The following is a 21,677-nucleotide window of genomic DNA, read 5'->3' on the forward strand; positions in this document are numbered from 1 at the left end:
AACCCCTCACCACACCCAACGACCACCACCGGCAAAGGTCACGCATTCGACCAAGGAACTTTCGTTCACCTCCCATGGGGTCGCGCGTGCCACAGCCCGGAAACTCACTCATGCGTGCCAAAACACGCCTGTGTGCAGTCAATCGCCAGCAGTTCACAACCCCTCTCGTAGCCGAGGAACCCGCGGTGACCGTCCTCGGCCCGGCCCGCGTGCTGGGGCGCGACGCTCCTTCGCGCACCGCCGCCGTCCGCTGGGACGCGCTGTACTGGCTGGGATGCGCGGTGTTCGCGATGCTGCAGGCGCTGCTGACAACCCTCACCCCGCACCGGCTCTGGGGTCGGCATCGGCGTACTCCTGGAGGAGGGGAGCACCAATCTCGCGGCACGGACACGGTCGTCACCTCGGCCGATCGGCCACCGTTCTCCGGCCCGGGGCCGCGCGGGTCGGCCTTTCGGCCGACGTCCGCCCGTCACCGGTGTGGGGCCTGTTGAGCCAAGCCCGGGCGTGCCTCAGCCGACACCTGTAGAACTGAGGGAGGTGCATCCTCGTGCATCCTCTGGGGAGGGCAGTGTGATCGAACTCGCGGAGATGATCCGGCAGTTGAGGCATGAGCTGAACGCGGCGATGGCGGACGGGGCGGGCGGCCCGGTGCGGTTCGAGCTCGGGCCCGTCGAGATCGAGGCGACCGTCGCGGTCGACCGCAAGGGCGGGGCGGCCGGCAAGGTGCGGTTCTACGTGGTCGAGGCGGGCGCCGACGGCTCGACGGGAACCCTGCGCACCCATCGCGTCAGCCTCACCCTGCAACCGAGGCTGGTCGCCCCCGACGGCGTCCACCACACCGTGCTGATCTCCGGGGACGAGGCCGACGATGAGCGCTGACCGACGAGCAGTCCGGGCACCCGCACCGGCGTTACGCCCTCCTGACGTGGGGGTACGTCGGGCCGTACGCTGGTCCGCGCGGTCAGGACCGGTTCGATGACGGTCGCGGGCGATCGGGAGGTCACGGGGGTGGAGGGGCGCAGCCCTGCGCGGGTTCGCAACGAGCTGGTGGCCGAGGTCGTCGACGTGCTCCAGCAGTCGAACGCGATGCGCAACACGGCCGGCTCCGACCTGGTGCTGCGCATGCTCGGCGAGGAGCTGGGCGCTCCGGTGGAGCTCGAACGCAGCGGGATGCTGCGGACGGAGCTGCTCCAACTCGTCGAGCGCTGCGCGGGGTTCCCGGACGGGCTGAGCGTCCTGGTGCGGTGCCTGACATACGTGGAGCAGCAGTCGGCGGCCGTCACGGCGCTGCGGCGCCTGGTGGACGAGTGGGAGGCGGTGGACTTCTACGAAGGGGCCGACCTGCACCCGCTGCGGCCCGCCCTGCTGGAGATGCGGTCGAGGGCCGCCCTGATGGCGATGGCGCGCCGGGCGAGCCGGTCACGCACCCAGGAGCTGCCGGTGTGGTGCGACACGGCCTGGGCGGTGTTCCTCCGCCTGGCCGGTGACAACGCGGCGGCGAACGAACTGCCCGTGAGCATGGCGTTCCTGTCGCTGGCCGCCGACCAGCTCATGGAGGACGGCAAGGCCGAGGCCGCGGAGGAGCTGCGGCGCTGGAACCGGAAGCAGGCCCTCGCCCGGGGTCTGGAGGACCGGATGGCCGAGTGGCAGCACACCGGTGTGGCCCTGCCGCCGCCGTCACTGGTACCGGCGTATCTGATGATCCAGTTCGAGCCGGACGGCGTGGACACCGACCGCTACTTCCTCTCCCACTGGCGGCAGTCGGACGCGGAGGGCTGGCACCCCGTCCCCGGTGAGCCGGTGCACCTGCACCGCGACGAGCTGCCCTCCGAGGTCGAGCGGCTGGTCGAGCAGACCGAGGAGCGCTGGTCGGACCTGCGTCAACCGGTCGTCCTGGAGTTCATCCTGCCGTGGGAGTTGCTCGGTGAGCCGGTCGAGTGGTGGAACAAGGAGTCGGACTCCACGTCCCCGACGCCCCTGGTGCTGGACTACACCGTCCTGCTCCGCAGCTTCGAACGCCTGCGCAAGGCGTCCTGGCACCGGCCCTGGCACAACAAGTGGCGCCGGCTCAAGGAGCAGCCCGCGAACAGCAGTGCCTACCGCAACCGTCCGGGCAGCTCGCACTTCCACCTGGAGCGGGAGCTGAAGGAGGACGAGCAGGCCGTCTGCCTGGTGCTCAGCGAGCCGCCGGGCGGGGACTCCCCCACCAGCCGCCAGGAGTTCGAGGCGGGTCTGCGGGCCGGGATCCCGGCCATGATCTGGCACCGCGGCGACTGCTCCGATCCCGCGTTCCGGGAGGCCGTCGCGGACATCGTGCAGGACCGTGGACTGGGCAGCCTGCTGGAACGGACCGAAAGATGGCGCAGAGAGGCGCTGGCGGTCGGCCCCGAGGGATGGGACAACCACGTGGGACGCCACCTCGCGATCCTGCTCGACGACCCGGAGCGCAGACCCGGCCCGCCGGGCACCGACCATGCGCCGGTGCAGCGGTGAACCGGTCGGCCGGGTCACGGGGGCGCGGACCGTGGCCCGACGGCGAGAGGACGTGCCCCGCAATGACCCCATGTGCATCCACCGGCAGGTGTCGGTGCCGCGCCGGTCTTCCTGCCTCCGGCGTGCTTGTGCGCACCCTGTGCATGAGCCCCCGTACGTACTTGCCTCGGAGGTGGACGCACTGCAAGGCTTTGCCCGTGGATGTCACGCATGCCCGGGGTCTGCGCGACTCCGCGTCACTCTCGCCGTCCCCGCGACGCCTTGAGAGCTCCCATGCACGATGACGACGGTCGGCGACCGGCGCAGGCGGCGCGGGCGCGACGGGAGGCCGCCCACGTCCTGAGCAGGCTCGCGCAGCCGGACGGGCCCGAGCCCGCCGAGGCGGTCCTCGTCATCGACGCCCATCCGACGATGCGGGTGTGGGACCGGGCCGTCGACGACCTGGCCGAAGAGCTCCGCCAGGCGGGGGACTTCACCCGGGTGCGGGTGTTACGACTCCTGGGCACCGACGAGACCGACCCGGCCCGGGTGGCCCCGGAGGAACCCCTCGGTGCCCCGCCGGCCGACGTGCGCCGGGTGGTCCTGGTGCTGACCGACGCGCTGGCACTCGGGTGGCGGCTCGGCGCCGTGCAGCCGCTGCTGCGCGAGTGGGGGCGCGCCTGCCCCGTCGCCGTGGTGCATCTGCTCCCCCAGCACCTGTGGTTCCGCACCGGACTCGACGTGTACCGGGTCCGCATCCGCGCAGCCCGCCCATGGTCGGCCAACAGCGCCTGGGACTGGGCGGAGCGGGAGGTTCCGGCCGGGTTACGGGACGCGCCCGAGACACCCGCCCCGGAGGCGGGGGCCGACACGGAGGCCGAGGCCGGAGCCGGCGTGGAGGCGGGGGCCGGCGCCGGGACCGACGCTCCGGACGACTCCTCCGAGGCCGCGTCCGCCCCGGTCGTCGTCCCCGTCCTCGCCCTCACCAACCGCTGGGCCGAGGCCCTGACCCGGCTGGTGTCCGGGCGGGAGCCCGAGTGGCTGGACCTGGCCGCCATCCAGGCCAGGGAGTGGAAGCGCAGGCCCGATGCGGCACGCGGCCTGCCCTGGGCCGAGGACGTGCCCGACCCGCACAGCACGGTGCCCGCCGCCGAACGGGTCTCCGACTTCCGCGCCGCCGCCAGCCCCACGGCGTTCGCGCTCGCCACCCGGCTGGCCGCCGCGCCACTGAGCCTGCCCGCCATCCGCAGGGTCGTCGACACCACCCCGGAAGCGGGCCCCGTCCATGTCTCCGAGCTGCTGATGAGCGGACTGGTCCGGCCCACCCGTACGGAGGGCGAGGGCCCGGCGGACGTGACCTTCACGTTCGCCCCGAACACCCGGGAGGAACTGCTGGCGCTGGGCCGCCGCAGCGCCACCGCACGGGTACTTCACGACGTACGCGCGCTGTTCGCCGAACACCGGTCGAGCGGCGCGTTGTTGCCCTCTCCACAAGAACCGCTGGACACCCTGGCGATGCCCCGCGTCAACCGCCGCAACATCGCTTTCCTCCGCGTGGAGCTGACCGCTCTACGAGCCCTGTCGGGCAGGTACGCCCAGCGTGCCGCCATGTTGGCGAAGGTGCTGAGCTGGCACGATCGGCGATACGCAGTCAGCCTGGAGAAACCATCACGCATTCCGACGGGACCAGCGCCGTCGGGCCCGACCTCGGCGGCGGTCGGCCCCGAAGCGGCGCGCGCGTCCCGGACCGCTTCCGAAGGAGCCCCTCAGATGTCGACAACACCCCAGCGGACCGTGGAGGGGGACCGCACGGCACAACCGCGTGTCTGGGGGAATCTGCCGCCCCGCAATCCGAACTTCACCGGGCGCTCCGCCCTGCTGGAGCTGCTCGACCAGCGGCTGCGGGAGGGCACGACGACGGTACTGCCGGAGGCCATCCACGGCATGGGCGGCGTCGGCAAGACACAGCTCGCCATCGAGTACGCCTACCGCCACCAGAGTGACTTCGACGTCGTGTGGTGGATCCCCGCCGAGCGGCCCGGCCAGATCGGCCAGGCGCTGGTGGAGTTGGCGCAGCGGCTGGGCCTGGAGACCTCCCCCGAGGCGAACATCGCGGGCCCCGCGGTCCGGGAGGCGCTGCGGGAGGGACGGCCGTACTCGCGCTGGCTGCTGATCTTCGACAACGCGGACAACCCCGAACAGGTCCGCCACTATTTCCCCCAGGGCGGCAACGGCACGATCCTCGTCACCTCCCGCAACCGGCGCTGGGGACAGGTCGGCGGCTCCCTCGAGGTGGACGTCTTCACCCGCGAGGAGAGCAAGGAACTGCTGCGCCGCTCCGGCCCGCCCCTCCAGGAGGAGGAGGCCGACCGGCTGGCCGAGGCGCTCGGCGATCTGCCGCTGGCGCTGGAACAGGCGGCGGCGTGGCGCGCGGAGACCGGCATGCCCGCGTCGGAGTACCTCCGCCTCTTCGAGTCCAAGCGCATGGAACTCCTCGAGGTCGCCCCTCCGCCGGACTACCAACTCCCCGTCGCCGCCGCCTGGAACGTCTCCCTCGACCACCTGGAGACCCGCAGCCCCGCGGCGCTGCGGCTGTTGCAGCTGTGCTCCTACTTCGCGCCCGACCCGATCTCCCGCTCCATCTTCTCGGGGCTCGGGAACAGCAGCATCTTCCCCGAGCTGGACGCGGCGCTGAACGATCCGATCCGGCTTGCGCGTGCGATAAGGGAGGTGAACCGGTATTCGCTGGCGCGGATCGATCATCGTACGAACTCGATCGAGATGCATCGGTTGGTGCAGCTCGTCCTGAACAACCGCATGTCTCCCCAGGAGCAGTCCCGTATGCGTCATGGCGCTCACACCCTGCTGGCCGCCGCCGACCCGAAGACTCCCTCGAATCCCGGGAGCTGGCCCCGGTACGCGGAGCTGTACAGCCACGTCATCGCCTCCGACGCGATCAAGTCGGACCAGCCCTGGGTGCGCCAACTGGTCCGCAACGTCGCCGAGTACCTGTACTTCTGGGGCGACCACGACGTGTCGCTCGACTTCTCCGAGCAGGCCTGGGAGTCCTGGCTGACCATCTTCGGTGAGGAGGACCAGCAGACGCTGCTGATGGGGCAGTGGCTGTGCTTCATGTACTGGGTGGTGGGCCGCTTCGACGACGCCGCCCGGCTGGTCTCCCACCTCCGCGAGGTCTACGAGCGCACAGCCCCGCCCGACGGCGACGACGTCCGGGAGGACGCGCTCGACGCGATCCAGCTGGAGGCCGCCGTACGACGGGTCGAGGGCAGGTTCGCCACCGGCGCCGAGCTGGACAAGATCGCCTACGAACGGGCGCGCAGGGCGTTCGGCGAGGACGACCCGACCACCCTCAACATCACCCACAACCTCGGCGTGAGCCTGCGCCTCGCCGGTGACTTCCAGCAGGCCCTGGAGTTGGACCGGCGCACGCTGGGCCTGAAGCTGCGGCTGTTCGGACGGGACGACCGGCGGACGCTGATCACCGAGTACGCCATGGCCATCGACGTACGCGAGACCGGCGACTACGTGGGTGCGCGATCCCTGCACGAGGCCGTGCAAGGGGCGTACCGGGACGTGTTCGGCGTCGGCAACCCCGCCACGGTCGAAGCGATGCGCCAGCTGAGCGAGTCCTGCCGCAAGGAGGGCGACCACGCGCGCTCCCTGGAGCTGGCCACCGAGGCGCACGCCCAGTTCATCCGGCGCTACGGCGAGACCCACCCGCGCTCCCTGTCCGCGGCGCTGACGCTATCGGTGGCGCTGCGTCAGAACGGTGACCTTCAGGCGGCCCGGACGCGGGGCATCAAGGCGGCCGAGGGGTACCGGCAGATCTACGACCCGCACCACCCGCATGTGCTGTCCGCCGACATCGACCTCGCCGTGACCCTGCGGCTGCTCGGCCAGGCGGAGGAGGCGCGGCGGCTCGACGAGACGGCGCTCGGCTCCCTCACCGACCGGCTCGGCGCGGGACATCCCCTCGCTCTCGTCTGCGCCATCAACCTCGCCAGCGACCTGGCCGCGCTCGGGCAGCGCGAGGAGGCGCGGCGCCGGGGCGAGGACACGCTGGCGCTGTGCCGGTTGACGTTCGGGGAGGACCACCCGACGACGCTGGCGTGCGCCGGGAACCTGGCGTTGGACCTCGTCGCCACGGGCGCGGAGGCCCAGGCGAGGGCCCTGCGCGAGGACACCCTGGAGCGCATGGAGCGCGTGCTCGACGCTCCCCGCCTCCAGGTCGAGTCGGGCACACCGCATCCGGCGACGGTCCAGTTCCGGGCGGGCGAACGCGCCAACTGCGACATCGACCCGCTGCCGCTGTGAGGTGAGACGAGGCGAGGGGGCCTCCACCAACCGGCCCCCTCGCCCACGTCTACTTCGCCGTCGGCTCCCCGGCAGCCAGCCATGTCGCGAGCGCCACCGGGTCCGCGCCGGCGTCCGTGGTCGCCCGGAGGGCGTCCTGGACGGCGCGGGCCCGCTCCGGGAAGTCGCGGAGGAGGCGGGCGGCGGGGGTGTCGGCGGGGAGTGTGCGTCCCAGACCCACCCACGCGGCCACCGGGGCGCCCTTCGTGGCGAGGCGTGCGGTGAAGGCGGCGCGGGCGGCGGTGTGGTCGCCGCAGGCCAGCAGGACGTCGGCCGCGTCGGCGCCGTCGACGCCCCCGGAGTCGCCGTCACGGGAAGCGGCGTGGTCGCGCCAGTCGCCGTCGGGATCGGCGAGCCAGTGCCGGGCGAGGACGGCCGCGCCGTCCAGGAACCGCATCTCGGTGTCGGCAACGACCGCGGGCGCGGCGGCCAGGGCGGCGGGCGGCAGCGCGTCACCGCGCCGCCAGGCCCGTACCGCCTCGTCGACGGCCTCGGCGGGCGGCCGCAGGTGATGGGCGCGCCAGCGGGCCCGGTGGTCGGCGGCACACTCCAGGGCGAGGCGCAGCTCCCTCTCCGGCACCTCGTCCGTCATCCACTCCGCCAGCCGCTCCCCCAGACGGTCCAGGACATCGCGGCCCAGCGGTGTCAGCCGGGCGTGCCCGCGCACCGCGTTCAGCGTCGGCCACACCTGGGCACGCCACAGCGCGAACTCGAAGTGGGCCAGGGGCGCGTATCCCGGCTCGGCGGCGTGTCGGTGGGTGCGCCAGAAGCGGGTCACGCCGTGGAAGGCGTAGATGCCCTGGAGGAGGCCGCCGAGGGGGCGGGGGTCGTCGCGCCAAGGGGCGTAGAAGAGCTGCTCGGGCGTCTGCGGGTCGGCGGGCACGCTCAGCCGGCCCAGGTGCATCAGGCCGCCGAGCTTGGTGTGCTGGAACTCGTGGAGGAGGGTCGCGGCCAGCTGGGCCACGTCGTCGGGACGGGACGCGGTGACCCCGCCGAACGCGTCCCCGGCGGTGCCGCTGTACGGCCGAAACCTTTCTCTCCCCGGGGTCGGCGCGAGCGACTTCAGTCCTCGGCGCATCGCCCCGGCACTCTCCGGTTCGTCGCGCAGCAGCACTTCCCAGGCGCCCGCCAGCAGCGTCTCCCAGGATTCCGCTTCGTCCTCGGACAGCAGCCGTGGCTCACTCGGCCGGGGGAACGTGCGGTACGGGTCCAGCTCCTCCAGCACCATCGTCTTCGCCCGCTCCCCGGACCCCAGCGACAACCGGCGCACCGCAAGCCACCCGGGGCCGCCGCCACCGTCCGGGGCGACCTCGACGTCCCCGCCCCCCGCGCTGATCCGCAGCCACCCCTCGCGCGCCACGACCCGCGCCGTGCCCCAGTCCTCCGGGACCGGCAGCCGGGCGCAGCCCAGCGTCGGCAGGGGGACGAGGCCACGCCGCACCGGCACGGTGATCTCGAAGTCCAGCCCGGCCCGCGCTCCGGCGGCCGCGGCCAGCGCCGTCAGATGGCCCAGGACCACCCAGGTCGGCGCGTCCTCGTAGGAGCGGCCCCTGAGCCGACGCAGCGCCAGCGACACCCACATGCCGGTCCCCGGGGACATCAGCACGTCCTCGAACACCTCGGGCACCTTCTGCTGCACGCGCTCCAGCAGCGCCCACGCCTCGGCGTACGGCAGTGCAGGGCCCTCGTCCCGCGTGAGCGAGGCGAGTTCCCTGTCCAACGCGCGTAGCAACAACAGCCGTCGGCTGCGTTCGGCGTTCAGCAGCTCGTCCGTCACCGCCTCGTCGCCCTCACCGCGCGCGAGGGCCAGGGCGGCGGGCGCCGAGAGCCGGTGGAACGTCAGGTGATCCCCCGTTGTCGTGGCGTCAGCGGCCACGCGTCCTCCACAGCACCGTGCCGATCCCCTCGGTCGAGTCAGTCGAAGCGGGACGGGTTGTACGAGACCGTGATGGCCTGCGGGCCGTCGATGTGGTGCAGCAGCTGCTCCAGCGACTCGGCGACGGCCGTGTCGTCCATGGAGCGCAACGCTGCGAGAGAGACTCCCGAGAGATCCACGACAGCGGACTCGACGGCAGACATCGGTTCCTCCACGGCTGCCAAGTCCCCTCCCGTTAACGATGTGTCAGCGCTGCCGGTGCCTCAACCATCATGACCCAGCGGGCCACCCCGCGAAACCCCATATCCACGCCGCGCCCGCGAGATCAAGTCAGCTGTGGTGCCGGGACAGTTGGTCCGCGGCGGTGTTCACTCGTTCCACTTCCGTCGACGGGCCCTCCAGGAGTCGTACGGCTTCCAGGAGCTGGTCCAGGGTTCCGGGGTAGCTCAGGCAGGTGCGTACGATGCCGAAGACGTCGAGGCGCAGCCGGGGGTCGCGTGGGCTGTTGGCGGCGACCTGGGAGCTGATGCTGTCCAGGACGAGGGACACGCCGCCGGGGCCGCGCAGGGTCGGCAGGGCGGTCAGGGCGTCGACGAGGGGCGTCAGTTCGCGTAGGGACAGGTCGGTGGGGAGGCGCGCGAGGGAGCTGACCTGGTGGGTCTGGCCGGGGGCGCCGAGGGAGTCGCGCGGGGGCAGGCCGGCGTGGCGGGTCAGCAGGTCGAGTTCGATGGGCGACAGGGTGTCGTACCAGCGTTCCACCCGGCGGGCCGCCAGCCGCCCCAGGCCGTCGGCACGGTGGTGGGCGCTCACCACACCGATCACGGCACCCTCGCTCCACACCACGGCCCCCGACATCCCCGACCAGGGGGAGCGTTCCGGTTCGACCTCGGCGGGCGGGGCGACGACGGCCAGTTCGAGTGTGCCCTCGCGGCGGTTGGACAGCACGGAGACGGTCCCGGAGAGGTGGCAGGAGTCGCGGTACTGGCCCGGTGACGCGTCGTCGGGGAACGGCCTCGGCGTGTCCTTGCGCAGCTTGAAGCGGGGGAAGCCGACCGCCGTGAACGGCAGCACCACGTCGGCGTCGGGGACCGCGGCGTAGCGGGGCGGCGGGGCCTGGTCACGCCGGGCGGCGGGTACGTAGGACAGCTCCAGCAGGGCCACGTCCGCGGCCTCGGACAGCAGGACCACCCGGGCGTCGGCGCTCCACTCCCCCGGCAGGTCGGCGTCGAAGCGGACCTGTACCGACCGCACCGGGCCGCCCACGACATGAGCGGCCGTCAGCACGGACGTCTCGCCCACCCGGTAACCGGAACCGCGCGCTCCGGGCGCCCCGTCCGGCCTTCGCACCAGCACCTCGGCGACCCGCCCCGGCTCCAGTCCCTGCCCCGTTTCCCCCATGGAGCCCCCTTACCCGTTGCCCCACACGGGTACGCCGGTGTCAGTTGTTCCAGGTCTCGTCGTACGGGTCGTGCGGCACCGGTACCGGCTTGGCCGCGGTGACCTCGATGAACGGGATACGGCCGCCGTTGACCGGGTCCCTGGTCCGCCGGGCGGTGTAGGTGCCGGTCACCGTCAGCCAGGTGTCGGGTTGCAGCACCGGGGGGATGCGGCCGGTCAGGCCGACCTTGACCGGCTGGGCGTCCGCGGCGCAGCAGTTGAGGGCCATGCGCACCAGGTAGGGGGTGCCGGCGCGGTCCAGGGCGACGAAGCCGGTGATCTCGATGCTGCGACCGGCGAGGGAGCGGCCGTGGTCGTAGGCCGCGCGGCCCGCGTAGTCGGCCACGGCGAGGCGCAGGGGCCCCGTGGACGCCGGGAGGGAGGGGTAGGCGAGGGGCTCTTGCAGGGCCGTGCCCGTGCGGGTCGCGCTGTAGGAGCCGAGGGCGGGCGGGGCGACGAGGATGAGGGCGAAGAGGGGGAGGACGAGGAGCCAGGAGACGCGGGGTTCGCGGTGGCCCTCCGCGTCACCATGAGCGTGCTCGTCGTGGCCGTGCTCGGTCTCCCCTTCGCCCGCCCTGGTCCGGCGCCACTCGTACCACGCCGTCGCCAGCGCCGCCGCGATCAGTACCGCGCCGGACGCCAGGAGCAGGGGTTGCAGGCCCGCCTTGACGTAGCGCAGGTAGAGGTCGGTGAAGCCCGCGTGCAGCAGGGCCGCGCCGAGGAGGAACAGGACCGCCGCCTGTGCCTGGCGGTTCACAGGAGCACCGCCCCGGTCAGCACCGAGACGGTGACGGCGAGCACGAACGTGGCCGGGGCGAAGCGCACGGCGAAACCGCGGCCGAAGGTCCCCGCCTGCATCGCGAACAGTTTCAGGTCGATCATCGGGCCCACGACCAGGAAGGCGAGCCGGGCGGTGAGGGAGAACTGGGTCAGGGAGGCGGCGACGAACGCGTCCGCCTCCGAGCAGATCGACAGCACCACCGCGAGGATCGCGAGCGCGAGGACGGAGAAGAGGGGGTTGCCGGCCGCCGTCCGCAGCCAGCTCTCGGGCGTGACCGCCTTGAGGGTGGCGGCGGCCATGGCGCCGACGACCAGGAAACCGCCCGCGTGCATCACATCGTGCCGGACCGAGCCCCAGAACGCCGCGCCCCGGCCCTGCCCCTCGTAGGAGGAGTGCGACGGCGGGCGCAGCCAGTCCGTGCGGCCGAGCCGCTGCCACAGCCAGCCCATCGTGCACGCCACCAGCAGGCTGGCGGCGAACCGGGCCAGGACCATCTCGGGGTCACGGGGGAAGGCGACGGCGGTCGCGGTCAGCACGATCGGGTTGATGGCGGGGGCGGAGAGCAGGAAGGCGAGCGCGGCCGCGGGGGTCACCCCGCGCCGGACCAGCGCCCCGGCCACCGGAACCGACGCGCACTCGCAGCCCGGCAGCACCGCGCCCGCCACACCGGCCACCGGGACGGCCAGCGCGGGCCGTTTGGGCAGGGCGCGGGCGAAGAACGACGCCGGTACGAACACGGCGATCGCCGCCGACAGCAGGACTCCGAGCACCAGGAACGGCAGGGCCTGCACGACCACCGCCACGAACACCGTCATCCAGCTCTGCATCACCGGCGCGGACAGGGCGCGGCGGATCGGTGACTGGGCCACCACCATCAGCAGCATCACCATCGTCAGGACCAGCGGGGAGGTCAGGCGCCGGTTCTCCTGCCGCTGTGCGCTCGGTCCGGGCGGCCCGCCGCTGTGGTCCTGGTCCGCCCGCGGCGGGGCGTCGTCGGTGATGGCCACGGTCGGGTCCCTCCGCATTGCCGTGCTCTGCCTCCCCTTTCATACGGGACCGGGAAGCCGGGCGTTCAGTCGGCCCCGAGCCCCGAGCCCCGGGCTCCGGGCTCCGGTGCGGAGCGCCGTTCCACACCCCATCTGGAACGCCCCGTCCCGGTAAGGCAGTCTTCTCCCTCGTGGCAAGCGTTCCGAATCAAGGTCTGCCGACCGACGTCGGCGCGCACATGGTGGTGTGCGGCGACGACGGGCTCGCGCACCGGCTGGCCGCCGAGCTGCGCGGTGTCTACGGCGAACAGGTCACGCTGGTCGTACCGCCCAACGAGCGCACGGTACGACCACCCGTGGTCGGGCGTGCCCGGGCGGTGTCGGCGGCGCTGCTCGACCGGGTGGTGAGCGCGGCGGTCAACCGGGCGGCGGGCAACGGGAACAACGCGGCCGCCACCGGTGAACCCCCGGGCAACGAGCGGGTGCTGGAGGCCGGCGAGCCCACCGAGACCGTGCTCGCCGAGGCGGGTGTGGAGCGGGCGGCGGCGCTGGCGCTCGTGTACGACGACGACGAGACCAACATCCGTGCCGCGCTCACCGCACGCCGGCTCAACCCCCGTCTGCGGCTCGTGCTGCGGCTGTACAACCGGCGGCTGGGACAGCACATCGAGGAACTTCTCGACCAGGCGGCCGCGTTGGCGACGGGCGCCGAGGACCCCGCGGCGGGCGACGCCTCCACCACCGTCCTCTCCGACGCCGACACCGCGGCACCCGCCCTGGCGGCGACCGCCGTCGCCGGCACCACCAAGGTCGTCCACACGGACGGGCTGTTGCTGCGCGCGGTGGACCGGCCGCCGCCCGGGCCGGGCCAGGTCGCCGACCACGGGCTGGCCACGCTGGCGCTGCTGTCCACGACGAGCAACGATCCGGCCGGTGCGGACGGTTCGGAGAGCAGTGGGGAGCACGGGCCGCGGCTGCTGCCCGACGCGGCGGCGGTACGGGAGGCGACCGGGCGCGGGACCGTGGTCCTGGAGCAGGTGTCGTACTCCGCCGGGCCCGCGTTGTCGGCGGGGCGCGGGGTCGGGGTGGTCGTGCCGTTCGCCTCGCTGTTCTCGCGGCGACTGCGGTGGTCGCTCGCCGGGCTCGTGGTGTGTGTGCTGGCGCTCGCGGTCGCGTTGTGGCTGGCCACCGGGGTGCATCCGTTGGGGGCGCTGTATCTGACGCTGCTGGATCTGTTCTCCATCAACGATCCGGCGATCGGGGCGTCCACCGAGCGGCAGGTGCTTCAGCTGCTGTCCGGGCTCGTGGGGTTGCTGCTGCTTCCCGTGCTGCTGGCGGCTGTGCTGGAGGCGCTGGGGACCTTCCGGACCGCGGGCGCGTTGCGGAAGCCGCCTCGGGGGCTGGGTGGGCATGTGGTGCTGCTGGGGCTGGGGAAGATCGGGACGCGGGTGCTGACCCGGCTGCGGGAGTTGGACATTCCCGTGGTGTGCGTCGAGGCGGGGCCCGAGGCGCGGGGGCTGGCCACGGCTCGGCGGCTCAGGGTGCCGGTGGTGCTGGGGGATGTCACGCAGGAGGGGGTGCTGGAGGCCGCCAAGATCCACCGGGCGCACGCGTTGCTGGCGGTGACCAGTTCGGACACGACGAATCTGGAGGCCGCGTTGTACGCGCGGACGTTGCGGCCGGATCTGCGGGTGGTGCTGCGGCTGTACGACGACGACTTCGCGACGGCGGTGTACCGCACCCTGCGGGCCGCGCATCCGCATGCGCTCACCCGGAGTCGGAGCGTGTCCCATCTGGCGGCGCCCGCGTTCGCCGGGGCGATGCTCGGGCGGCAGATCCTGGGGGCGATTCCGGTGGAGCGGCGGGTGTTGTTGTTCGCCGCGCTCCAGGTGGGCGGGCACGCGCAGTTGGAGGGGCGGACGGTGGCGGAGGCGTTCCGGGCGGGGGCGTGGCGGGTGTTGGCGCTGGACCGGGGGTCCCTCCGGGAGGAGGGCGGGACGGGGCAGGACGCGGAGGACGAGGTCCGGGCTTCGGGGCTGGTGTGGGACCTGCCCGAGTCCTACGTGTTGCAGGGCTCGGACCGGGTGATTCTCGCCGCCACGCGGAGGGGGTTGGCGGAGCTGCTGGGGCGGCGGCCGCGGGAGCGGGCGGGCACGTGACCCCAGGGGGCTCCGCCCCCTGGCCCCCCGGCCTGTGCCCACCCACCACCCGACTCGGTCGGAAGAAAGGCTCAGGCCCCGGACAAATGCCTCTCCGCGAACTCCAGTTCCAGCCTCACCTGCTTGATCCGTTCGTCCACCACCAGTGAACCGTGGCCCGCGTCGTAGCGGTAGACCTCGTGGACGGCGCCGCGGGCCTCCAGGCGCTTGACGTAGTTCTCGATCTGGCGGATGGGGCAGCGGGGGTCGTTGACGCCGGCGGAGATGTAGACGGGGGCCTTGACCTGGTCGACGTAGGTGAGGGGGGAGGAGGCCTCGAAGCGGTCGGGGACCTCTTCCGGGGTGCCGCCCAGGAGGGTGCGGTCCATCGCCTTCAGGGCCTCCATCTCGTCGTGGTAGGCCGTGACGTAGTCGGCGACGGGGACCGCCGCGATGCCCAGGGTCCACGCGTCGGGCTGGACGCCGAGGCCGAGGAGGGTGAGGTAGCCGCCCCAGGAGCCGCCGGTGAGGATCAGGCGGGCGGGGTCGGCGAGGCCGGAGCTGATCGCCCATTCCCGGACCGCGGCGATGTCCTCCAGCTCGATCAGGCCCACGCGGTGCTTCAGCGCGTCCGTCCAGGCGCGGCCGTAGCCCGTGGAGCCGCGGTAGTTGACGCGGACGACCGCGTAGCCGTGGTCCACCCAGGCCGCCGGGCCCGCCGCGAAGGAGTCGCTGTCGTGCCAGGTGGGGCCGCCGTGGATGTCGAAGACGGTGGGGAGGGGGCCGGTTGCGCCCGCCGGCTTCTGGACGAGCGCGTGGATACGGCCGCCGGGGCCCTCCACCCACACGTCCTGCACCGGGACCGAGCCCGGCGACTTCATCCCGGGCGGGTCCAGGACGACCCCGCCGGTGGTCGAGCGGACCGCCGACGGCTCGGCGGACGACGACCACAGGTACTCCACGCTGCCGTCGGGTCGGGCGGTCGCGCCGGAGACGGTGCCCGCGGGGACCGGGACCTTCACGAGCTCGCGGGTCGCCAGGTCGTAGCGGAACAGCTCGCTGCGGGCCTCGAAGCTGTGCACGATCAGCAGGCCCGAGCCGTCCGGGTACCACTCGGCGCTCACGTCACCGGGCAGGTCCAGGGCGAGGTCGCTCTCCTCGCCCGTGGCGACGTCCCACACCAGCGGCTCCCAGCGGCCGCGCCTCTGGTGGCCGATGAGGAGGCGGGTGTCACCGTCGACCGGGGCGAAGCCCAGCACCTCCAGGCCGAGCTCCTCGGTGCCGCCCCGGGTGTCGTCGAGCTCGGCGACGGTCGTACCGTCCGGGCGCAGCACGCGCAGCGCCGAGTGCATCGCGTCGCCGTGCTCGGTGTGCTCGATCGCGATCAGCGAGCCGTCGTGGGAGAGGTCGCCGACGCCCGCCGACTCGCGGTGGCGGTAGACCTCCACGGGGGCCTCGCCCACGCGCGCGAGGTGGATCGTCGTACCGTCCTCGTCCGTGGAGCGGCCGACGACCGCCGTGCGGCCGTCCCGTCCCAGGGCCAGTCCGGCCGGGTAGGACGGGTCGAGGCCGGGGGTCGCGATCTCGTTCTCGCCGCCCTCGAAGCGCTGGCGGCGCCAGACGCCGAACTCGTCGCCGTCCTTGTCGTCGAACCACCAGATCCACGCGCCGTCCGGGGAGAGCACGCCGTCCGTCGTCCCGTTCGGCCGGTCCGTCGCCTGGCGCTGCTCGCCGGTCGACCGGTCCCAGGCGTACAGCTCGTACGTCCCCGTCGCGTTGGACACGAACAGGGAGCGCTCCGGCGCGTCCTCCGCCCAGTCGGGCAGCCACACCCGGGGCGCCCGGAAGCGCTTCTCCCAGTCCGGCGTGTCCGCGCCAGACGCCTGCTGTTCCCGGGAGTCGGACCCGTTGCTCTCAGTCATGACCCCATAGTGCCCGCCCGCGACGACGATGCGCTGGCCAGGTCCCCAACCTGTGGACAACCTCCACGCGACCGTCCACGGCGCCGACCCCGCGGGCCCGCGTCGCGACACGGCACCGTACCGTTGGGGTGTGTACCGGTTCCTGCTGACGCCCCGCTGGTGGGGGATCAACGTCTTCGTACTGTTGGCCATCCCCTTCTGTGTGTTCATGGGGTCCTGGCAGCTCGGGCGGTTCGAGACGCGCGTCGACGCTCACCGCGACGCGCAGGAACAGGTCACCACCGACGAGAAGGAACCGCCCCGGCCGCTGGCCCGGCTGCTGCCTGTGGACAAGGCGACCTCCGGCAAGCAGGCCACGGCGACCGGCCGGTACGACAAGCAGCTCCTCGTGCCCGACCGGGAGCTGGACGGCCGGAGCGGGTACTACGTGCTGACCCTGCTGCGGATCGACGGCGGCAAGGCGCTGCCCGTCGTCCGGGGCTGGCTGCCCGGCACCCCGGACGCGGCGAAGGCCCCGGCGCCGCCCTCCGGCGAGGTCACCGTCACCGGTGCGCTGCAGGCGTCCGAGACGCCCGGCGACAACGGGGTGAGCGCGCAGGGCGGGCTTCCGGCCGGGCAGACCGGGGCGATCAGCTCGGCGTCGCTGGTGAACCTCGTGCCGTACGACGTGTACGACGCGTGGATCACGCTCGACCGGGGCGACTCCGGGATGAAGGCGGTGCCGGCGAGCGCGCCGGCCGACACCGGACTCGACCTGAAGGCGTTCCAGAACCTCGGCTACACCGGTGAGTGGTTCGTCTTCGCCGGCTTCGTCGTCTTCATGTGGTTCCGGCTGCTGCGCCGGGAGGTCGAGATCGCCCGGGACGCGGAACTGGGCATCCTGCCGGAGGAACCCATCACGGACGAGGCGAGCTCCTCGGCCCAGGACCCCGCCGGCAGCGCCGTCCGGTAGTCCCAGGAGCCCGCGCGAGCAGACCTGTCCGGTCGCGTCGGCTCAGGTGCACGCGCGAGCAGCCCCGTCCGGTCGTCGGCTCAGGACCCCGCGAGCAGGCCTGTCCGGTAGATGGTCCCCGCGCAGGCGTTGGACACCGTCGCCGAGACCGTCGGTGAGCCCGTCGCCGCGGTGTGCGAGACGACGACGCTGCCGTCGACCGTGCCGTCCTCCCGCATCAGCTGGGTCGTCGTGCCAGTGTCGCCGCCGGTGGAGGAGCCCTCGGTGGCGGAGCTGTCCTGGCTGGGCGTCGGGCTGGGCGTGGGCTCGCCGGTGCTGCCGCCGTCCGTGCCGCCGCCGTTGTCGGTGGGGCAGGTCTCGGAGGGCACCCAGGCGAACTTCACGTCGTAGGCCGAGCCGGGCGCGAGGGTCAGCTGGGAGACGTAGAGGGCAGGGTCGGGCAGCGCGGCCGCCGCGTCCCCGGAGGCGTGCTGCACCACGGTGATCTTCGTGCCGTCGGCGGCACCCTGCGGGGTCGGGGTGACGGTGCCCTGCCCGGCGACGGTACAGGCGGTGCCGGAGACGTTGGTGACGCGGAAGGTGCCGTAGACGACGCCGGCCGAGTCGGGGACGTCGACGTTCGCGGTGGCGGCGCCGAGCTGGGCGGTGGTGCAGGCGGGGACGGTCGCGGGGCTGGACACCGTCGGGTCGGCCCCGCTGGTGGCGCCGGCGGTGGCGCCGGGTCCCTTGCCCTTCTCGTCGTCCTTCTTCTCGCCCTTGTCCTTGTCCTGGGTCTTGCCGGTGCTGCTTCCGGCGGTGCTCTCCCCGCCGTCCGGGTGGTTGCCCTGGCTCGCCCCGCCCTGCGCCTCGGAGCCGAGCCCCGCGACGGAGGGGTTGACCTCGGGGCCGGTGGAGTTGGAGACGTGCACCAGGGCGGGGATGGCGGTGCCGACGAAGAGGGCCGCGGCGGCCATGCCGACGACGGCCTGCCGCTTGCGGGCCCGCCGGGCGGGCACCGCACGCCTGAGGTGCTCCAGGGCACCGTCGCGCGGCTCCATCTCGTCGACCGCGTGGTGCAGCATGCGGCGCAGCGCCAGCTCGTCCGAGTCGAGCCCGCCCTGGCTCTGTTCGTCGAGGTGGTGGTTCACGGTTCCGTTCCCAGCGTGCGATTGCTTCGGCTCTTGTGTGTGCGGCAGCCCCGTCGGCTCGTGCCACTCGTATGGCTCGTGCCGCTCGCGGGAGTCCCGTCCCCCGGTGTCCGGTCCCCCGGTGTCCCGTCCGTCGGCCTCCCCGCTCACGCCGGTGTCTCCATGGCGGTGCGCAGTGCGGCGATGCCGCGGGAGCCGTAGGCCTTGACCGAGCCCAGCGAGATGCCGAGGGTCTCGGCGACCTGGGCCTCGGTCATGTCGGCGAAGTAGCGCAGGACGAGGACCTCGCGCTGGCGGCGCTGGAGGCCCTTCATCGCCTTGATCAGGGAGTCCCGCTCCAGCTGGTCGTAGGCCCCCTCCTCGGCGCTCGCCATGTCCGGCATCGGCTTGGACAGCAGTTTCAGTCCGAGGATGCGGCGGCGCAGGGCCGAGCGGGAGAGGTTGACGACCGTCTGGCGCAGGTACGCGAGGGTCTTCTCCGGTTCCCGGACGCGTTTGCGCGCCGAGTGGACCCGGATGAAGGCCTCCTGGACGACGTCCTCGCAGGAGGCGGTGTCGTCGAGGAGGAGGGCGGCGAGACCGAGCAGCGAGCGGTAGTGGGCCCGGTAGGTCTCGGTGAGATGGTCGACGGTGGTGCCGGCGGCCGCGACGTCCTCGGTGTGTTCGAGTCCGTCACGCTGGCCGGGTATGCGGGCGGGCCGCGCTGCGGGCATGGGCGCGATCACCGGCATGCCACCGGGCGTCCCGGCCGAGCGGGGTCGTACGGCCGGCCGACGGACCGGTCGTACCGCCGCACCGCGCGTCGCCGCACTGAAGTCGAGTACCTCTGCCACTGCCACGCCTGTTGGACACGCTCACCCCCGTCAGGGTTGTACGTGCCGAGCGTCACTTTCGCGTCAGTCCATCTGGCCGACAACGTTCTCGCGCCAGGCAGCACAACCGACGGCGTCTCACATGCCCTCATGCGTCCCGTTCTTCCCCTATGTCCCATATGAACGGGCGTCCCCACGCCCGGATCACAGCGCCCCCATGCGCCGGGATCATGCGTCCTCACGCCCCCGATAGGGCTACCGCAAAGACGCTCCCCGCCCTCCGCACGGTTGCGGAGGGCGGGGAGAAAATCTTCGGATGCCGACCGGGTCCGATACAAGTGGTCCGGACCATCGGTCGGCTCACACACGCTCGGCGCAAATCCTACAAATGTTTGCCTCTCCGGCCATGATGTTTCCGGCACACGGCTTGCTCATGAGTGGGTCATGCGAGCGTCATGCCCGGCTCACCGGAACTCGGCGGCCACCAGCTCCGCGATCTGCGTGGTGTTCAGCGCGGCACCCTTGCGGAGGTTGTCGCCGCACACGAAGAGCTCCAGCGCGGTGGGGTCGTCGAGCGCCCGGCGCACCCGCCCGACCCAGGTCGGGTCGGTGCCGACCACGTCGACGGGGGTGGGGAACTCCCCGGCGGCCGGGTCGTCGCACAGGACGACCCCGGGAGCCGTGGCGAGGATCTCGCGGGCGCCGTCGACGGTGACCTCGCCCTGGAAGCGGGCGTGGACGGTCAGCGAGTGCGTGGTGATCACCGGCACCCGTACACAGGTCACGGCGACGGGCAGCTTGGGCAGTCCGAGGATCTTGCGGGACTCGTCCCGCACCTTCATCTCCTCCGACGACCAGCCGTCCTCGCGCAGCGACCCGGCCCACGGCACGACGTTCAGCGCCAGCGGCTCCGGGAACGGTCCGGTGTCGTCCCCGACGGCCCGCCGTACGTCACCGGGGTTCGTCCCCAGCTCCGTACCGGCCACCAGGTTCAGCTGGCGCCGCAGGGTCTCCACCCCGGCCCGGCCCGCCCCGCTGACCGCCTGGTACGACGACACCACCAGCTCGCGCAGGCCGAACTCGGCGTGCAGCGCGCCCAGCGCCACGATCATGGAGAGGGTCGTGCAGTTGGGGTTGGCGATGATCCCGCGCGGCCGGTTGCGCACCGCGTGCGGATTGACCTCGGGCACCACGAGCGGCACCTCGGCGTCCAGCCGGAAGGCGCCGGAGTTGTCGACCACCACCGCGCCCCTGGCCGCGGCGACCGGCGCCCATTTCGCGGACACCTCGTCGGGTACGTCGAACATGGCGACGTCGACCCCGTCGAAGGCGTCCTCAGACAGGGCCAGCACCTCGACCTCCTCCCCGCGCACGGCCAGCTTGCGGCCGGCCGAGCGCGGCGAGGCGATGAGTCGGATCTCGCCCCAGATGTCCGCGCGCTGGGAGAGGATCCTGAGCATCACGGTGCCGACGGCACCGGTTGCCCCCACGACGGCGAGCGTCGGTCGCCCGGACCGCTCCATCAGCGGCCAGTGCCTCCGTAGACGACGGCCTCGTCGCTGTCGGAGTCGAGTCCGAACGCGGTGTGCACGGCGCGCACGGCCTCGGGCACGTCGTCGGCACGGGTGACGACCGAGATGCGGATCTCGGAGGTCGAGATCAGCTCGATGTTCACACTCGCGCCGGACAGCGCCTCGAAGAACGCGGCGGTGACGCCCGGGTTGGTCTTCATGCCCGCGCCGACCAGGGAGATCTTGCCGATCTGGTCGTCGTAGCGCAGCGACTCGAAGCCGATGCCGGCCTTGTTGCGCTCCAGGGCGTCGATGGCCTTGCGGCCCTCGGTCTTCGGCAGCGTGAAGGAGATGTCCGTCAGGCCGGTGGAGGCGGCGGACACGTTCTGCACGACCATGTCGATGTTGATCTCGGCATCGGCGATGGCGCGGAAGATGGCGGCGGCCTCGCCCGGCTTGTCGGGGACGCCGACGACCGTGACCTTGGCCTCCGAGGTGTCGTGCGCGACACCGGAGATGATGGCCTGCTCCACCTTCTTGTCCCCTTGCTCGATCGGCTCACTGCTGACCCACGTGCCCTGGAGTCCGCTGAAGCTGGACCGGACGTGGATCGGGATGTTGTAGCGGCGGGCGTACTCCACACAGCGGTGGAGCAGCACCTTGGAGCCGGAGGCCGCGAGCTCCAGCATGTCCTCGAAGGAGATCCAGTCGATCTTCTTCGCCTTCTTCACCACCCGCGGGTCGGCGGTGAACACGCCGTCGACGTCGGTGTAGATCTCGCAGACCTCGGCGTCGAGCGCGGCGGCGAGGGCGACTGCCGTGGTGTCGGAGCCGCCGCGGCCGAGCGTGGTGATGTCCTTCTTGTCCTGGCTGACGCCCTGGAACCCGGCGACGATGGCGATGTTGCCCTCGTCCACCGAGTCCTGGATCCGGCCCGGCGTGACGTCGATGATCCGGGCTTTGTTGTGGACCGAGTCGGTGATGACGCCTGCCTGGCTGCCGGTGAAGGACTGGGCCTCGTGGCCCAGGTTTTTGATCGCCATGGCCAGCAGGGCCATGGAGATACGCTCTCCCGCGGTCAGCAGCATGTCGAACTCACGGCCGGCCGGCATCGGGGATACCTGCTCGGCGAGATCGATCAGCTCGTCCGTCGTGTCGCCCATCGCGGAAACGACGACGACCACCTGGTGGCCGTTCTTCTTCGCTTCCACGATCCGCTTGGCGACGCGCTTGATGCCCTCGGCATCGGCTACGGAGGAGCCTCCGTACTTCTGCACGACAAGGCCCAC

At 72.5% G+C, this 21,677-nt stretch carries 15 protein-coding genes; 5 read left to right on the forward strand and 10 right to left on the reverse strand.

From position 1 onward, the window contains the following. Positions 1–570 precede the first annotated feature (570 nt). The 3 genes from ACGFNV_RS23155 (at position 571) to fxsT (ending at position 6,807) form a co-directional block, all read left to right on the forward strand. Positions 571–879 (forward strand): trypco2 family protein, encoded by a 309-nt coding sequence (locus tag ACGFNV_RS23155; protein WP_393624867.1) that lies wholly within the window; start codon positions 571–573, stop codon positions 877–879. A 96-nt stretch (positions 880–975) separates the two neighbouring features. After that, a complete protein-coding gene (locus ACGFNV_RS23160) occupies positions 976–2,493 on the forward strand; it encodes a hypothetical protein (protein ID WP_393624868.1) in 1,518 nt (505 codons plus the stop codon). Positions 2,494–2,766: 273 nt separating this feature from the next. Further along, positions 2,767–6,807: an FxSxx-COOH system tetratricopeptide repeat protein gene (gene fxsT / locus ACGFNV_RS23165; RefSeq protein WP_393624869.1), complete on the forward strand. Its 4,041-nt coding sequence runs from the start codon at positions 2,767–2,769 to the stop codon at positions 6,805–6,807. A gap of 49 nt (positions 6,808–6,856) precedes the next feature. Here fxsT and ACGFNV_RS23170 read toward each other — a convergent pair whose 3' ends face one another. The 5 genes from ACGFNV_RS23170 to ACGFNV_RS23190 form a co-directional block, all read right to left on the reverse strand. Continuing rightward, complete coding sequence (locus tag ACGFNV_RS23170; protein WP_393624870.1) at positions 6,857–8,722, reverse strand: HEXXH motif domain-containing protein; 1,866 nt, start codon at positions 8,720–8,722, stop codon at positions 6,857–6,859. A 38-nt stretch (positions 8,723–8,760) separates the two neighbouring features. Continuing rightward, complete coding sequence (locus ACGFNV_RS23175) at positions 8,761–8,925, reverse strand: hypothetical protein (RefSeq protein WP_393624871.1); 165 nt, start codon at positions 8,923–8,925, stop codon at positions 8,761–8,763. A gap of 127 nt (positions 8,926–9,052) precedes the next feature. Beyond that, positions 9,053–10,120: a trypsin-like peptidase domain-containing protein gene (locus tag ACGFNV_RS23180; RefSeq protein WP_393624872.1), complete on the reverse strand. Its 1,068-nt coding sequence runs from the start codon at positions 10,118–10,120 to the stop codon at positions 9,053–9,055. A gap of 40 nt (positions 10,121–10,160) precedes the next feature. Beyond that, positions 10,161–10,916: a TIGR03943 family putative permease subunit gene (locus ACGFNV_RS23185; RefSeq protein ID WP_393624873.1), complete on the reverse strand. Its 756-nt coding sequence runs from the start codon at positions 10,914–10,916 to the stop codon at positions 10,161–10,163. Beyond that, positions 10,913–11,947, reverse strand: a complete 1,035-nt coding sequence (locus ACGFNV_RS23190) for a permease (protein ID WP_393624874.1) — start codon at positions 11,945–11,947, stop codon at positions 10,913–10,915. Before ACGFNV_RS23190 ends, ACGFNV_RS23185 begins: the two co-directional genes overlap by 4 nt. 218 nt (positions 11,948–12,165) lie before the next feature. On the opposite strand from ACGFNV_RS23190, the gene ACGFNV_RS23195 reads away from it, so the two are divergent. Next, entirely contained in the window at positions 12,166–14,085 is a 1,920-nt protein-coding gene (locus tag ACGFNV_RS23195) for an NAD-binding protein (RefSeq protein WP_393625181.1), read from the forward strand. A gap of 71 nt (positions 14,086–14,156) precedes the next feature. Here the strand turns inward: ACGFNV_RS23195 and ACGFNV_RS23200 are convergent, their stop codons facing one another. Continuing rightward, positions 14,157–15,986, reverse strand: a complete 1,830-nt coding sequence (locus ACGFNV_RS23200) for a prolyl oligopeptidase family serine peptidase (RefSeq protein WP_393624875.1) — start codon at positions 15,984–15,986, stop codon at positions 14,157–14,159. A 130-nt stretch (positions 15,987–16,116) separates the two neighbouring features. Between ACGFNV_RS23200 and ACGFNV_RS23205 the strand changes: the two genes are divergently transcribed. Further along, a complete protein-coding gene (locus ACGFNV_RS23205) occupies positions 16,117–16,938 on the forward strand; it encodes an SURF1 family protein (protein ID WP_393625182.1) in 822 nt (273 codons plus the stop codon). Positions 16,939–17,018: 80 nt separating this feature from the next. Here the strand turns inward: ACGFNV_RS23205 and ACGFNV_RS23210 are convergent, their stop codons facing one another. The 4 genes from ACGFNV_RS23210 to ACGFNV_RS23225 form a co-directional block, all read right to left on the reverse strand. Further along, a complete protein-coding gene (locus ACGFNV_RS23210) occupies positions 17,019–18,065 on the reverse strand; it encodes a hypothetical protein (RefSeq protein WP_393624876.1) in 1,047 nt (348 codons plus the stop codon). A gap of 146 nt (positions 18,066–18,211) precedes the next feature. Further along, positions 18,212–18,898 carry a SigE family RNA polymerase sigma factor gene (locus tag ACGFNV_RS23215; RefSeq protein WP_393624877.1) on the reverse strand — a complete coding sequence of 229 codons (687 nt, stop codon included), beginning with the start codon at positions 18,896–18,898 and terminating at the stop codon, positions 18,212–18,214. A gap of 443 nt (positions 18,899–19,341) precedes the next feature. Next, positions 19,342–20,400, reverse strand: a complete 1,059-nt coding sequence (locus ACGFNV_RS23220) for an aspartate-semialdehyde dehydrogenase (RefSeq protein WP_393624878.1) — start codon at positions 20,398–20,400, stop codon at positions 19,342–19,344. Beyond that, complete coding sequence (locus tag ACGFNV_RS23225; protein ID WP_393624879.1) at positions 20,400–21,677, reverse strand: aspartate kinase; 1,278 nt, start codon at positions 21,675–21,677, stop codon at positions 20,400–20,402. The genes ACGFNV_RS23220 and ACGFNV_RS23225 overlap by 1 nt, the downstream gene beginning before the upstream one ends.

The sequence above is a fragment of the Streptomyces sp. NPDC048751 genome (genome assembly GCF_043198595.1).
Taxonomy (GTDB): domain Bacteria; phylum Actinomycetota; class Actinomycetes; order Streptomycetales; family Streptomycetaceae; genus Streptomyces.

Bases quoted from the DNA above. Each gene is read 5' to 3' on its own strand.
- ACGFNV_RS23195 (WP_393625181.1), top strand. From the start codon at position 12,166: ATGGTGGTGTGCGGCGACGACGGGCTCGCGCACCGGCTGGCCGCCGAG.
- ACGFNV_RS23220 (WP_393624878.1), bottom strand. From the start codon at position 20,400: ATGGAGCGGTCCGGGCGACCGACGCTCGCCGTCGTGGGGGCAACCGGT.
- ACGFNV_RS23200 (WP_393624875.1), bottom strand. From the start codon at position 15,986: ATGACTGAGAGCAACGGGTCCGACTCCCGGGAACAGCAGGCGTCTGGC.
- ACGFNV_RS23180 (WP_393624872.1), bottom strand. From the start codon at position 10,120: ATGGGGGAAACGGGGCAGGGACTGGAGCCGGGGCGGGTCGCCGAGGTG.
- ACGFNV_RS23160 (WP_393624868.1), top strand. From the start codon at position 976: ATGACGGTCGCGGGCGATCGGGAGGTCACGGGGGTGGAGGGGCGCAGC.
- fxsT (WP_393624869.1), top strand. From the start codon at position 2,767: ATGCACGATGACGACGGTCGGCGACCGGCGCAGGCGGCGCGGGCGCGA.
- ACGFNV_RS23175 (WP_393624871.1), bottom strand. From the start codon at position 8,925: ATGTCTGCCGTCGAGTCCGCTGTCGTGGATCTCTCGGGAGTCTCTCTC.